This window comes from Paenarthrobacter sp. RAF54_2, assembly GCF_052113945.1.
GTDB lineage: Bacteria > Actinomycetota > Actinomycetes > Actinomycetales > Micrococcaceae > Arthrobacter.
Window position 1 is genome coordinate 203,416 of the sequence record NZ_JBFRDV010000003.1, and the last position, 13,586, is coordinate 217,001.

General features: G+C 60.3%; 11 protein-coding genes. 9 read left to right on the forward strand and 2 right to left on the reverse strand.

Annotated features, from left to right (window positions below):
* Positions 1-124 precede the first annotated feature (124 nt).
* On the reverse strand, positions 125-2,557 hold the full coding sequence (locus tag AB4Y87_RS03720; RefSeq protein ID WP_442003121.1) for a carbohydrate binding domain-containing protein: 2,433 nt from the start codon (positions 2,555-2,557) through the stop codon (positions 125-127).
* 156 nt (positions 2,558-2,713) lie between these two features.
* On the opposite strand from AB4Y87_RS03720, the gene AB4Y87_RS03725 reads away from it, so the two are divergent.
* The gene (locus AB4Y87_RS03725; protein ID WP_442003122.1) at positions 2,714-4,252 is read left to right on the forward strand and encodes an alpha-L-fucosidase; all 1,539 of its coding nucleotides are present in this window, start codon (positions 2,714-2,716) and stop codon (positions 4,250-4,252) included.
* Positions 4,253-4,322: 70 nt separating this feature from the next.
* Here the strand turns inward: AB4Y87_RS03725 and AB4Y87_RS03730 are convergent, their stop codons facing one another.
* Positions 4,323-4,910, reverse strand: a complete 588-nt coding sequence (locus AB4Y87_RS03730; RefSeq protein WP_441437360.1) for a DUF1349 domain-containing protein — start codon at positions 4,908-4,910, stop codon at positions 4,323-4,325.
* 456 nt (positions 4,911-5,366) lie between these two features.
* On the opposite strand from AB4Y87_RS03730, the gene AB4Y87_RS03735 reads away from it, so the two are divergent.
* From AB4Y87_RS03735 to AB4Y87_RS03770, 8 genes are all read left to right on the forward strand, one after another.
* A complete protein-coding gene (locus AB4Y87_RS03735) occupies positions 5,367-6,323 on the forward strand; it encodes a transporter substrate-binding domain-containing protein (protein WP_441437359.1) in 957 nt (318 codons plus the stop codon).
* Between the two features lie 34 nt (positions 6,324-6,357).
* Complete coding sequence (locus tag AB4Y87_RS03740) at positions 6,358-7,014, forward strand: amino acid ABC transporter permease (RefSeq protein ID WP_441437358.1); 657 nt, start codon at positions 6,358-6,360, stop codon at positions 7,012-7,014.
* A complete protein-coding gene (locus tag AB4Y87_RS03745) occupies positions 7,011-7,688 on the forward strand; it encodes an amino acid ABC transporter permease (protein WP_441437357.1) in 678 nt (225 codons plus the stop codon). The genes AB4Y87_RS03740 and AB4Y87_RS03745 overlap by 4 nt, the downstream gene beginning before the upstream one ends.
* Positions 7,689-7,803: 115 nt before the next feature.
* Positions 7,804-8,568: an SDR family NAD(P)-dependent oxidoreductase gene (locus AB4Y87_RS03750; protein ID WP_441437356.1), complete on the forward strand. Its 765-nt coding sequence runs from the start codon at positions 7,804-7,806 to the stop codon at positions 8,566-8,568.
* Positions 8,569-8,582: 14 nt separating this feature from the next.
* Positions 8,583-9,485 (forward strand): amino acid ABC transporter ATP-binding protein, encoded by a 903-nt coding sequence (locus AB4Y87_RS03755; RefSeq protein WP_441437355.1) that lies wholly within the window; start codon positions 8,583-8,585, stop codon positions 9,483-9,485.
* A gap of 63 nt (positions 9,486-9,548) precedes the next feature.
* Positions 9,549-10,277, forward strand: a complete 729-nt coding sequence (locus tag AB4Y87_RS03760) for an amino acid ABC transporter ATP-binding protein (protein ID WP_442003123.1) — start codon at positions 9,549-9,551, stop codon at positions 10,275-10,277.
* 293 nt (positions 10,278-10,570) lie between these two features.
* Entirely contained in the window at positions 10,571-12,202 is a 1,632-nt protein-coding gene (locus AB4Y87_RS03765) for an FAD-dependent oxidoreductase (RefSeq protein ID WP_441437353.1), read from the forward strand.
* A gap of 32 nt (positions 12,203-12,234) precedes the next feature.
* Positions 12,235-13,569 (forward strand): MFS transporter, encoded by a 1,335-nt coding sequence (locus AB4Y87_RS03770; RefSeq protein ID WP_441437352.1) that lies wholly within the window; start codon positions 12,235-12,237, stop codon positions 13,567-13,569.
* Positions 13,570-13,586 lie beyond the last annotated feature (17 nt).

Consider the following 13,586-nt stretch of genomic DNA (forward strand, 5'->3'; position numbering starts at 1 on the left):
CGCCTGAAGATCCATCGGCCGGCGGCCGATTTGGAGCGTAACAAAGACAGTAGCGTACGAAAGACAGTAGCGCGATGTGGCTGTGTCGGCGATTTGCCGACACAGCCACAGATTGAGTTGGTGACTAGCCCACCTCTTTCAGCGCGAGGTCATCGCATGCCCCGGCCGYCGATCCCGCGTTCTTGTAGCAATAGACGGTTGCTTGCGTGCTGGCAGTGCCCGTGGTGAACACCACTGCCGCGGGAGCGTATGTCGCCCCGGCCACCGCGTGGAATGACTCGGCAGCGCCGAATGACTTGACGCCGAGAGCAATCTCCTCGCCCGCCACCGCATGCAGCCACCCCGTGAGAACGTACGTCGTGCCGGGCCGGAGCCCGTTGATCGTTTGCTGAACCCCACTGTTCGCCGGTCCCGTCGCGAGCCCGAACGACCCGCTGTGGGCGGCACCAGCGTTGAGGCTGACGGGGACTGACGACGACGGCGTCCAGGGTGATGGAGAGCCGGTCTCGAACCCTCCGTTAGACACCAGGCTTCCTGGGTTGGTGAGCTTGACGATGCTGAAGTCGTCACAGAAGCCCGGGCCGGTCCCGGCGTTCTTGTAGCAGTAGATCGTCGCGGTCGTGTTGGTGGATCCGGTCGTGAATGCCACCGTATTGAGCGCCCAGGCCGTGTCGGTCGATTTGCTGAAGGTCTCCGTTCCGCCGTAGTTCTTGACTCCTATCGCGAGCTGCTCGCCGACGACACCCACCTTGACCCATGCCGAGAGGAGGTACGTGGTCGAGGGAGTGAGCCCGCTGACAGTGTTTTCGGCTCCGCTGTTCGCATTGCCGGTCTGCAGGGCAGAGGGGCCGTTCGACCACGTACTTGTCGTCACTGACGATCCTGACCCACTCAGCGTCCAGGGCGTGAGGGCTCCCGAATCAAAGCTGCCATTTGGAACAAGATTCGTGCTGGCTGTCTCATAGGCACCGATACTGGGTACAGCCGCAACCGGGTTGCCGACGAAATCCCGGCCGCCGTTCGAGGCGATGGGGACGCCAGCGCCCAAGGCGGGCGAGGACTCGCGCGGCTGATAGGCCGCCGCGCCGCCCGATGCCTGCGTCGCGGATTGCAGCGGACCGACCAACTGTGGCGACAGATAGATGGTCCCCGTCGTCGGCTCATTGTTATTGCGCGGCCCATACAGCAGGTTGTTGGCGAAGACGGAACCCGTCGTCTGCAGGTAGCCCTTGGATCCGAAGTTCAGCACCAGGTTGTTTCGGAGCTTGTAGGAACCTGACTGCGTATTGCCGGTTCGCGTTCCGATCACCGATGTCGCCCGTCCGGATGAGATATAGATCGTGTTGTTGTAGATGTCCGGAAGGGGCGCGGCTGAGCCGCTCTGGTTGGGGATGGCCCCGGGAAAGTCAAACACGTTGTGAGCTCGGTTGAAGTTGCTGGTAATCGGGCAACCGGCCGTGTTCGTATCGTCTTCGCTCACGTTGTAGCGGACGACCGTTCCGTCGCTTGGGGGTTCGCTCCCGATCTGCTGCATCATCAAGAGAAAGCCACCGGAGTTATTGCGCGAGTAGTTGTACTGGATCGTCGTATTGTGGTTGCCCCAGTCGACGTCGAACGCCATGCCGTCCTGCTGGTTGATCGTGCACGCCACTGTGTTGTTCTGGATCGTCGTGTCGCTGCTGCCGGCCACCCAGATTGAAGCTGCGGCCGTATTGCAGATGTTCCCGGAGGGCGGGCAGCCGGTCGTCGCTTTGACCCCGCCGTATGCCGCATCATTCCCGTCAATCAGCGCTCCAGCGCCGTTGACGACCAGGATGTCGTCGCCGCCGGAGTACCGGATGTTGTTGTTCAGGATGCGAACGTTCGTCGTCTGGCCCGTACCACGAGCGTTGCCGTCTGGTGTGACAGCAATGGCGATGCGGTCGACGTGGTCGAAGGTGTTGTTGGCGATCGTGATGTCGTTCCAGGTGGAGACGGACGCCGTCTGGTCGGTCTGGACGCCGATTCCCGCGTTCGACGAGTACCAGCCGCCTGACCATCCGGAGATATTGCGAACCGTCATGTTGGTAATGGAAATGCCCGAGAGCGTCGTCCCCGACGAGTTCTCGACCAGCACTCCGCTCCTGAACGCGGGGGACGCCGCGGCGTTACGGACCTCGAGACCCGAGAGTTGCCACTGCTGGACGTTGAGGAGCTKGATCACCGCACCCACCACGCCGTTGCCATCGATGGTCGGGCTGGCACCAGATCCATAGCTTGTGATGACGGCGGGGCTGCCTGCCGCTCCCGACCCGGACGGTGTCAGCTGACCAACGCAGGTCGTTCCCGCCTTGAACAGGACTCGTTCGCCAGGGCCGAACTGCAGGGAGTTCACCGGTGCCAGCGAATTCCACGGACTCGCCTGAGTCCCCAGGCCATTCGTGCTGGCCGAGCAATCAACGAAGTGGTCTGATCCTGCAGCGTTTGCCACCCCGGCGTTGCTTTGTGCCGCCACCGTGAGGAGTACGGCGGCGAGGAGGGAAAGCATGGCTCGGGGACGTTTCGGACTTTTCAGCATGGGATTTCCATTCCATTCTCCTTTGAACAGTCATATCCTTGGAGCGCTCCAAGTTGAGGTACACTGTCCTGCAGAACGCCCAATGCTGTCAACCTTCCAACAGGTCGGCTTGGCCCAAAAACCTCGATTCGATGACGCTCGTGAGAAGGATCCACAATGACGTTGCCCTTGATCAACCCTGACGACCTCCCCGTTCCGGTCGATGTTTCTGATAACACCGCGGCGTTGGCGGGCGTGAAGCAGGTCATCGATGCCGGGCCCTACGACTCGACCTGGGAGTCGCTACAGAGGTACCGGGCACCGCTGTGGTATCGCGACGGCAAGTTTGGGATCTTCCTCCATTGGGGAGTGTTCTCCGTCCCTGCGTTTGAGAACGAGTGGTACTCCCGCTCCGTGTACCTGCAGGGTACGAAGTCATTCGAGCATCACATCGCCACATACGGAGCGCAGCGCACATTCGGGTACAAGGACTTCATCCCAAGTTTCACCATGGACAAGTTCCAGCCCGACGACTGGACCGCGCTGTTCAAGGAGGCCGGGGCGCAGTTCGTGGTGCCGGTGGCCGAGCACCACGACGGTTTCGCCCTGTACGACACCGGCCGTTCGCGGTGGAGCGTGACGCAGATGGGCCCGCGCCAGGACGTGTTCCGGCAGCTCGGCGACGCAGTGGATCGTGCCTGGATGGTTCTCGGCGCGTCGAGTCATCGCGCAGAGCATTGGTTCTTCATGAACGGAGGTGCCCGGTTCGACTCCGACGTTCGCGATCCCGCTTACGCGGACTTCTATGGACCGGCCCAGCGTGAGGAGATCGCTCCGAATGAGCGCTTTCTCGAGGACTGGCTTCTGAGGTGTGTCGAGATCGTCGACAAATACCGGCCGCAGATCTTCTACTTCGATTGGTGGATCGAGTCGGCTGCGTTCGAGCCGTATCTGCGTCGCTTCGCTGCGTACTACTACAACCGCGCCGCCGAGTGGGGCCGTGAGGTCGTCATCAACTTCAAGTGGAATTCATTCGCGCCCGGGAGCGCTGTCTACGACATCGAACGCGGGACGATGGGCGGCATTCGCGACGACATTTGGCAGAATGACACGTCGGTGTCGCGAACATCGTGGAGCTGGGTCGAAGGACACGTGTACAAAGGCGCCGACGAGCTAATTGCCGAACTGGTTGACACCGTCTCAAAAAACGGCGTTCTCCTCCTGAACGTCGGACCGAAGCCCGACGGCACCATCCCGGAAAGGGAACGACAGCTCCTCAAAGCCATCGGGGAGTGGCTGACCCGAAACGGGGAAGCGATCTACGGCAGTCGACCGTGGATCATTCCCGGGGAAGGTCCAACGGTGGTCACGGCCGGCTCGTTCGTCGACACTTCCTCGCCTGATTACACCGGCGCCGATGTTCGTTTCACGACTCGGAACGATGTCACCGGCGACTACGTTTATGCGACATTGCTTGCACATCCGCAGGATGGAAAGGCCAGAATCCGATCGTTTGGAAGCGGCGCCGGGCTCCTTACCCGAGGAATCCGGGAGGTTCGAGTCCTCGGTTCTGCCGACGACGTTGCTTGGCAGCGTTCCGCTGAGTCGCTTGATGTGACGTTGCCGCCCCAATCGTCGACGGCGGCGGGTCCGGTCGTGCGGCTCTATCTCGAAGACGAGGCTCGCCCACCCCGTCAAGACTTCTTGCACGGATGAGGAGGATATCCGTGCTGGGAGACTGCAGGACAGTTAGGGCAGGCGGGGGAGCGCGGCCTTCGATGGGCACCTAAGCGTCGGGGTGCAAGCTGTCGTCCGGGGCTGTCGTTCGCCAGGACGTGAAGAGCACGGTGAGGTTAGGGCGCGAAGGGGCGCAGCAGTAGGGCCCTGCGGTGACGACAGCTTCCGGGTCAAGAGGCGCTACCCTTACCAGCTGCCATAGGTCGTCATCAACTCGGGCCCGGACGGTCAGGGCGTTGCCGGACCTACTGGCCCGGACAGTGACGTACCGGCCATCCCAGCCGGGAACCGGGGACAAAGACCAATCAGATACACCACGCGTCACCACCGCTCCGAGGCTTCCCTCGCCGTCGCTCCACTCGATGCCCGTCTTGATCCATGTCGTGTCATCGACACGGACGAAGATCCCGGCCTGGTCGAACTGGGCCGAGAAATCGAGATGGAAAGACACCTCCATGGCAGTGTCCTGCCCGAAAGGGGCGAGGAGGGCGTGTTCGGTGTCGTGAATGAATCCGTACGAAGTGACGCGCCAGGCGTCACTCTTCTCGACGGCGGTCACCAGCATGCCGTCTTCGGCAAACTCCACGTTCGCAGGTTCGGTCGTCCAAGTTCCCTCGGTCCAAGCAATTTCAGTCATTGTGTCAATTCCTTTTCGCCGCAGTCGGCGTCGGCGTGGCTGTCTTGCTGGCAGGCTTGGACACGGCGTCGCTCGACGTGCCGCTGCCTCCGCAAGCCGTCAAAGCGATGACGATCAGTGCCGAGCCCCAAATCCATGCAGAGCGTTCTCATTCATAGATTTCCCCAGGAAAGTCGAGTGGTACGACGGCAACGGCAGATGAGATAACACTACTGCCTGCCAGAGCGAGGAACGGTACTCGGCAGCCTGACGCGCATGCACGGGTATTCATGACCCGGGAATTGCCGGCACAACCGGCCTAGTCAAAGCCGCAATCAAACGCTGCCCAGACAAATTTGGCGAAACTTCAAATACGATCAAGAACCTGTAGGTTTTCCTATACGATATGAGATAGCATGATTTACATCACAGCAACGTGGATCGAATGAGCCGCGTCCCCACAAGGAAGGACTTGAGATGGCCATCAGCGACAAGACCGAGAACGACACGCAGGAAGCCCAGGCAACCAAGGCCACTGAGCACCCCGGACGCCGCGGGCTCATTGCCGGCGCAGCCGCTGGTGCTGCCGTATTTGGCCTGACCCGCCTCATTCCGGGCGCCGACGGCGGTGCGAGCTCTGGGGGTGCCGGCGCGCCGGACAAAGAACCTTTGGTGGACAAGTGGCGTCGTACAAAGGAAGCCAACCTGGGCTGGGAGTTCTCCACCCCCTTGATGCAGTTCCGCAACTCCGCAGGGGAGCCGGACGGGTTCAGCGTTGAAATGATCAAGATGATGATGGCGGACCTGGACAAGGACATTAAGATCAACTTCACCGAGATGCCCTTCGCTCAGCTGGTCCCTGCGCTGGTGTCGGGCAAAGTCGAAATGCTCGAACCGGTGACGAACCTGCCGACTCGGGCAAACGAGGGCATGTTCGCGGATATCCCGGCGAACTATGCAGCCATCTACGCTCTTCGTAGGCCTGGCAGCACTCTTGAAAAGGACGCCCAACTGAACGATCCAGCCGTGAAGATCGCTGTGATCCAGGGATCCTCGCAGGCCATTATCGGCGCCCAACGATACCCCAGGGCAACGTTCGTTGCTTTGGCCGATGCAACTGTGGCTATCGCAGAGGTTGCTTCGGGCCGTGCGGACATCACGTTGGCATCGATCTTCAATGTCATGAACGGGCTCCGCAACAACCCGGGCCTGACGGTGTTGCCCGGCGATCCGCTGTACGTAGACGTCAACACCTTCCTTCTGCCCCAGGGCGACTTCAAGTCGCAGGTCTGGGTTTCAAACTGGCTTCGCCACCACGCTGGCCGTGGCACGATCGCGACACTGTGGAACAAATGGGTCGGAGATGCGCTCCGGACCGAATTCAAGCTCCCGGTCGTCACCGTCGGACCCGGCGGCGCCCTCATTGAGGTCTAACCGGGATAGCCTCCCCACAGCCACTTAGGAAATAATGCCTGATATGAATTGGGGCGAAGTCCTCAGCCGGTATGATCTCTTCCTTGCCGGGGCAGCAGTGGACATTTACATTGCCCTTGCAAGCTTTGTGCTAACAGTCGTCGTCGGCCTCTGCTTAGCCTCGATGTCCCGCGGAAACGGTTTTTTCAGAACGATTTCCTACATCCTCGTCCAGTTCGTGCGCGGGGCCCCGTTGTACGTTCTCCTTCTCTGGGTCTATTTCGGCGTATCGCAGGTCATCGGCTTCAACATCCCGCCGGTGGCTGCCGTGATCGTCGCGCTAGGCATTGCAACGTCCGGAGTCACGGCCGAGGTCTTTCGATCCTCATTCCTTGCCCTCGACAAGGGACAGGCGTTGGCGGCCAAATCCTTCGGAATGACACGCTGGCAGGCTTACAGTTCCGTGCTGTTTCCCCAAGCAATCCGGATTGCCTTACCCCAGCTGGGGAACGTCTTCGTCATGCAACTCAAAGGGGCCACCTACGCTGCCGTCATCGGAGTCGCTGAAGCCGTTTTCGTAGCCCAGGACATGTCGACAAGCCTGTTCCTGCCGTTCGAGGCCTACGCAGGATTGGCAATAATCCTGATCCTGATGGCCTTCGCGGCGTCCTTTGCCTTCAACCTCGCCGAAAGGGGGCTACGGATCAAATGAGCGACTGGTTCGAAAAGCTTTGGGCCACGTGGGGTCCTGTTCTGGGTTCCACCGGTGCGATCTCCGAGGGCATCTACGTGACACTCGCGGTGACCTTCGCATCCTTCGGCCTTGCCTGCATCGGTGGGCTCATCCTGACCCTGATGCGTCTGAGCGGCCTCAAGTGGCTGGAAAAGACCGCATTTGCATTGACGCAGATCTTCCGGTCGCTCTCGGCTTTTGTTTACATCCTCTTTATCTACTTCGCACTCCCTGCCGTCACCGGCATTCCGATCCCACCCATCGTGGCTGGAATTATCGGTCTTACCATTCTCAACAGCGCCTATATCGCAGAGATCCTGCGCTCGGCCTTGTCCAGCGTTGGAAGCGGCCAGCGGGAAGCGGCGGCCGTTTTGGGCATGTCGGCCACCCGCACCTACACCGACATCATCCTGCCGCAAGGCATCCGGGTGGCCATCCCTTCGTTGGTCAGTCAGTGGACGATCATCCTCAAGGATTCGTCGATCATCGGTGTTATTGGCGTTGCCGACATCATGTACAGGGCAAGCCACACAGCTGCCAAGACCTTCCAATACTTCGAGTACTACACCCTTGTGGGACTCATGTATGTGGTGGTCGTTTTCATCATGACTATCTTCAGTTCATGGGTCGAGCGAAAGCTGCGGATTCCGTGATCTGGTCCCCCACTCATGCTCCCCGGCGGCCTTCCACGGCCGTCGGGCAACAGATCTTCAAGCCAGCACCCCTTATACGCCAGGCATATGGTGCACATCAAACCGGAAGGCTCCCATGCGTTTTCAATCAAAGGTAGTCCTCATCACTGGAGCTGCCGGCGGCTTGGGGGAGGCCTGCACCCGACGCTTTGCAGCTGAAGGCGCCTCGCTGGTCCTGATCGATCTGGACCAGGACAAAGTCGAGACTCTGGCGGCCAAGTGCCGTGCCGGGTTCGGGACGGAGGTCGTGACTGTGGCCGGCGACGTCTCGGAAGAAGAGGTCGTGAACCGGGTGGTGGCGACCGGCCTGGAGGCGTTCGGGAGCATCGATGTGCTGTTCAATAACGCCGGAATCAATCCAACTGGCAACGTCGTGAACACCCCGCTGGACGTTTGGGATCTGACCATGAAAGTCAATGTCCGCTCAGCGTTCATGATGACTTCACGCGTCATCCCGTCGATGATCGAAGCCGGAGGCGGCGTCATCGTCAACACAGCCTCCATCGCCGCGTTCAAGGCCTCCACCAACGAAGCCGCGTACAGCGTCTCCAAGGCAGCGTTGCTCCAGCTGACCAAAGTGACGGCCCGAGACTTCGCCGATGCCAACATCAGGGCCAACGCAGTTTGCCCAGGAATTCTGGAAAATTTCATGGCAGACCGCAAGGTCATTTCCTCCGACGAAATGATGGAAAAGCGGCGGGCCAGAGTGCGGGAAATTGTTCCCTTTAAGAGGGAGGGGCGCTATGAGGAGATCGCTAACCTCGTTGCTTTCCTTGCCTGCGATGATTCGTCGTATGTCACCGGCGCTGCCTTCACGGCTGATGGCGGCCTCACAGTATGAAAGGGCCACAAGCCATGAACGATCCGCTAGTCGAAAACGGCGAAGAACTCATGACGCACGAGGATATAGCCGTTGGAGACATTGAAGATCTCCCTGACGCGGACCCCCAGCGCGACGAAACTGAACAGCGCGTACCGATTCTTGCACTTCGCAAAGTGTCCAAGACCTACAACGCCGGCACCGCCAAAGAGGTCAATGTACTCAAAGGCATTAATCTGGACGTCTACGCCGGCGAAGTAGTGGTCCTTGTCGGCCCCAGCGGCTGCGGCAAGAGCACACTGCTGCGGTCCATGAACCTCATTGCGCCCCCAGACACGGGATCCATCACCTTCAAGGGCAAGACCTGGACCAACAGTGAGATCGACTTCTTCGATTTCAGGGGTCGCCGGGCAGAAATGCAGGCGATGGCACAGTGGCGGATGTCCATGGGTATGGTTTTCCAGAGTTTCAATCTCTTTCCCCACAAGACAGTGCTTGAGAACGCCATGATAGGTCCGCTCAGGGCTAAGAACATTGATCGTGTCGAAGCTGAGAAACTTGCCCTTGCCGGGCTGCGCAAAGTCGGCATGGAACAGAAGAGAGACTTCTTCCCCAGTTCCCTCTCCGGAGGTCAGAAGCAACGCGTTGCCATTGCCCGTGCGCTTGCTATGCAGCCTGACGTCATGCTCTTTGACGAAGCAACCTCCGCTCTGGACCCTGAGTTGCGGGTCGACATACTTGAGGAAATGAAGCAGCTCGCATCCGAGGGAATGACCATGGTGGTCGTCACCCACGAACTTGCCTTCGCGCGGGAGGTCGGCAGCCGCGTCATTTTCATGGAAAGCGGTCAAATTGCCGAGGATGGGCCAGCCAAAGAAACCATCGACAACCCCACGCACCCACGGTTCATCGAGTTCCTCCGTGCACTTCACCACTGACACGCCGGCCGGCTTCGCCCCAAGTCGAGCCCACAGCAGTTACGCAAGCAAAGGACGCATCACATGATCACTGTTCAGGTCGTCTCCAAATCCTACGGGGCTGTGGAGGTTCTCAAAGATTGTTCCCTGCAGGTGGAGAAGGGGGAAGTCGTCATTATTTGCGGCCCATCCGGCTCCGGCAAGAGCACTTTCATCAAGACCCTCAACGGACTCGAACCGATCAACGCGGGACGAATTGACATCGCCGGGTTCAAGCTGGAGCCGGGCAAAAAGGTGCCACGCAAACTCCACTTCAATGTCGGCATGGTCTTTCAACACTTCGAACTCTTCCCGCATCTCACGGCCCTGCAGAATGTTGCATTGCCCCAGGTCAAGGTTCTTCGCCGAAGCAAGGCCAAAGCCATGGAACGGTCGAAACAACTACTGGCCCGTGTCGGGTTGGAAGCGCACGGGGACAAATACCCGCAAAACCTCTCTGGTGGGCAACAACAGCGGGTGGCCATCGCGCGCACCCTGGCCATGGACCCTGAGATCATGCTCTTCGACGAGCCGACATCCGCGCTGGACCCGGAAATGGTCAACGAAGTGCTCTCAGTCATGACTGGTCTGGCAAAGGAGGGCATGACAATGCTGTGTGTCACCCACGAAATGGGCTTCGCCAAAAGGGCCGCGGACCGGGTGGTTTTCATGGACCAGGGCAGGATCCTTGAAGACCTGCCCGTTGAAGAGTTTTTTCAGAACTCCACAACGCAACGTGCCAGGGATTTCCTCTCGAAGATTCTGGTGCTGTAGGGCCGACGGGTCCTTTGGGCATGAGGTCCACGACTCGGCTGAGTCCACCAGCGTACGGTTCACATCAAATCCTGGGACCCCGCCGTCCAGAAAATCTTCCCAAAAGCAATTTCACTATTAAAGGATCTCCTATAGGATTTCCAATAGCATCATTCGCGTCGCAGTAGGTGCCGCAGAGAACAATCCGTTTGCCCTAAGCAGCCCGGGAGGGAAGAACCACCGCCGATGAAACCCGCAACAAGCACCGACAGCAGACAATCCAGCGAAGCAACAAAAGTGGGGCAACACAGGCGATGAGCAGATTCTTTTGCGACGTGGCCGTGGTCGGTTCGGGCGGCGCTGCGCTCGTTGCCGCATGCGCCGCGGCCGACCACGGTTTGTCCGTCGCCGTCCTGGAGTCGACGAGTCTGCTTGGCGGGACAACAGCGCTCTCTGGTGGTCAGATGTGGATTCCAGGGTCTCCGGCCATGACTCGTGCCGGCGTCGAAGACTCCGCTGACGATGCCCTGCAGTACTTGCGGCGCACCACCCTCCGAACCACCTCGGAGGCATCCCTGCAGTCTTTCGTTGCCAACGCGCCACGCTTCATTGACTACCTTGAGAACGAACTGGACATGCCGGTGGTCAGTATTGACCGTCCGGACTACCACCCAGACTGGACGGGCGCCGCCTCCGGTCGTTCCCTCGAGCCGTTGCCGGTCTCCACGGAGGAACTTGGCCCCTGGCGTGATCGCACCCGGACATCGCCGATAAGGGGACCCATTACCGGCCCTGAAGGACGTACCGGGGTCCAGGAGTCTGTCCTTCGTGAGCGCTCCGCTGCCGACGTGCGTACACAAGGTTCCGGGCTTGTTGCGGGTCTGGTGAAGGCGGCCCTGCGGCGCGGCGTCGATCTGCAGATTAATGCGCGGGTCACGGCCATCACAAGGGCATCCGAACAGTTTGTTCTGGACACTGCCAAGGGCAAGATCAGTGCAGGAACCGTAGTATTGGCCGCCGGCGGTTTCGCCAGGAATGCGACCCTTCGCTCCGCCTTCCTGCCCCGTGTTGACATCGTCCCCACCGCGGCACCTGGATCCTTGGGGGATGGTCTGAAGCTGGGCACCTCCCTTGGCGGGTCTCTGAGGGGGATGAGCGAAGCGTGGTGGACCGCTGCGATATCCATCGGCGGCGAGTCCATAGACAATGCGCCCCTGCATCGCAACGTCGTCCGGGAACTCGCCTACCCGGGATCCATCCTCGTCAACGCGTCAGGGGAGAGGTTCGTCAATGAAGCAAGTTCTTACAACGACCTCGGCAAAGCGTTCTTTGCGTTTGATCCAGCCAGCCACCGGTTCCCTAACCAACCTGCTTGGCTGATCTTCGACGCCGACTTCCGCAGCACCCGAACGGTTGCCGGAGTGGCCCCCACGGCCAGCCTTCCAAACGAATTTATCCAGGAAGAGGACCTTGAGTCCCTGGCCGACCGCGCCGGTATCGACGCAACGTCGTTGATTCAAACCGTCACCCAAACCAACCAGATGGCTGCAACCGGCACTGATATCCAGTTCGGCCGGGGGAACAGCCCCCACGACCGGTTCAACGGCGACGAAACACACAAGCCCAACCCCTGCCTGGGTCCTATCGCGCAGCCGCCATTCTTCGCTGTCCCAGTCGTCCTTGGTGCCAACGGAACCAAAGGCGGCCTTGCTACGGACCACCTCTCACGAGTCCTGGATCACGACGGCGTACCGGTCGAAGGACTCTTCGCCGTCGGTGAGAGCGCAGCGGCATTAATGGGCCCCGGATACGCAGGATCAGGAGCTTCCCTTGGCCCGGCCCTCACAGCGGCCTTCACACTGGCAGAACACCTGGGCCGACCCCGAACCGCCTCCCAGGCAAGTGACCACACACACGCAACAGCCCCGCAGGTCACACGCTCCTGACCCCGGGTTGCACCACAGAAAGGAGGCCACACGTGGCCACCCAAACCAACAACCTACCCCGACCCAAACCGCGGATCGTTCTCGCCGCATGCTTCGGTCACGCCGTTGAATGGTTCGAATTCGGCGTTTACGGATACCTGGCGACGGTGCTGGGCAAACTGTTCTTCCCCAGCGCAGATCCGGCAACCTCGATCCTGTCGGCATTGGCGGTATTTGGCGTAGCCTTCCTGGCCCGCCCCGTCGGTGCTGTGATCTTTGGCAATCTCGGAGACAAACTCGGCCGCCGGGCCATCCTTTCCACCACGATCTTGCTTATGGGCGCCGCCACAACAGCCATCGGCCTGCTGCCCACCTACGAGGTCATTGGCGTCCTCGCGCCCATTCTGCTGATCTCCCTTCGCCTTCTTCAAGGACTCTCCGCCGGAGGTGAGACATCCGGTGCAGCAGCGTTCCTTGCCGAATCAGCTCCCGAAGGCCGGCGTGCGCTGTGGACTTCCAGCATCCAGGCAGTGGGAATCGTTGCGTTTGTCTGTGCGGCGTCCCTTGTAGCGGCCCTGACGGCCGTCCTTGGTGAAGAGGCATTGATCGCCTGGGGTTGGCGGATTCCCTTCCTGCTGTCGCTCCCGCTTGCCGGCATCGGACTCTATCTCCGATTCAAAGTCGAAGAAACCCCTGCGTTCCAGGCAGCCGTGGCCAAGGAGGAGTCCGAACACCGGCCCGTGCCGATCAGGCAGCTGCTCGGTCACCACAAAAAAGCCCTGCTGCTCCTGATCTGTATCGTCATGGTCGAAGCTGTCGCCTCCTACGTGGCCAAGACGTATGCCTCCACTTACCTCATCTCAACGATCGGTCTGAGTTCCAGCGCGGCTCTGCTGTCCACATCGGTGACTTTGTTGCTGGCGGCGGCGTTGATTCCCTTCTACGCCATGCTCAGCGACAGGATCGGTCGTAAGCCACTCCTCATCGGCGGCACCTTTGGACTCATGGTTCTGGCCGTCCCGGCCTTTTTGCTCATCGGATCCGGCAGCCTCGTCGGGGCCATCGTCGGACAGATCATGGCCATCGTCCCGGGAACAGCCATTTCCGTAGCCGTGGTCGTGGCCCAAACCGAGCTCTTCCCGACCGAGGTCCGGTACTCCGGAGCGTCCCTGGGCTACAACGTCGCCTACGCCCTGTTCGGCGGCACCGCCCCATATGTCGCGGCGTTCCTTGTAGCTTCCACAGGACTGAAACTCATGCCGGCGTTCTACCTGATCGTGATCGGGGCTATCGGGATGATCGCGATCTTGAAGCTGCCGGAGACCTATAAGAGGAACCTCACCGACGCATCTGTGAGCCCCGCGCGCGTTCCCGTGCTTTCAAAGTGATCCCTCGAAGGAAGCGG

Excerpts from the sequence above, each read along its gene's own strand:
- AB4Y87_RS03725 (WP_442003122.1), top strand. The coding sequence starts at position 2,714 with ATGACGTTGCCCTTGATCAACCCTGACGACCTCCCCGTTCCGGTCGAT.
- AB4Y87_RS03730 (WP_441437360.1), bottom strand. The coding sequence starts at position 4,910 with ATGACTGAAATTGCTTGGACCGAGGGAACTTGGACGACCGAACCTGCG.
- AB4Y87_RS03735 (WP_441437359.1), top strand. The coding sequence starts at position 5,367 with ATGGCCATCAGCGACAAGACCGAGAACGACACGCAGGAAGCCCAGGCA.
- AB4Y87_RS03740 (WP_441437358.1), top strand. The coding sequence starts at position 6,358 with ATGCCTGATATGAATTGGGGCGAAGTCCTCAGCCGGTATGATCTCTTC.
- AB4Y87_RS03745 (WP_441437357.1), top strand. The coding sequence starts at position 7,011 with ATGAGCGACTGGTTCGAAAAGCTTTGGGCCACGTGGGGTCCTGTTCTG.
- AB4Y87_RS03750 (WP_441437356.1), top strand. The coding sequence starts at position 7,804 with ATGCGTTTTCAATCAAAGGTAGTCCTCATCACTGGAGCTGCCGGCGGC.
- AB4Y87_RS03755 (WP_441437355.1), top strand. The coding sequence starts at position 8,583 with ATGAACGATCCGCTAGTCGAAAACGGCGAAGAACTCATGACGCACGAG.
- AB4Y87_RS03760 (WP_442003123.1), top strand. The coding sequence starts at position 9,549 with ATGATCACTGTTCAGGTCGTCTCCAAATCCTACGGGGCTGTGGAGGTT.
- AB4Y87_RS03765 (WP_441437353.1), top strand. The coding sequence starts at position 10,571 with ATGAGCAGATTCTTTTGCGACGTGGCCGTGGTCGGTTCGGGCGGCGCT.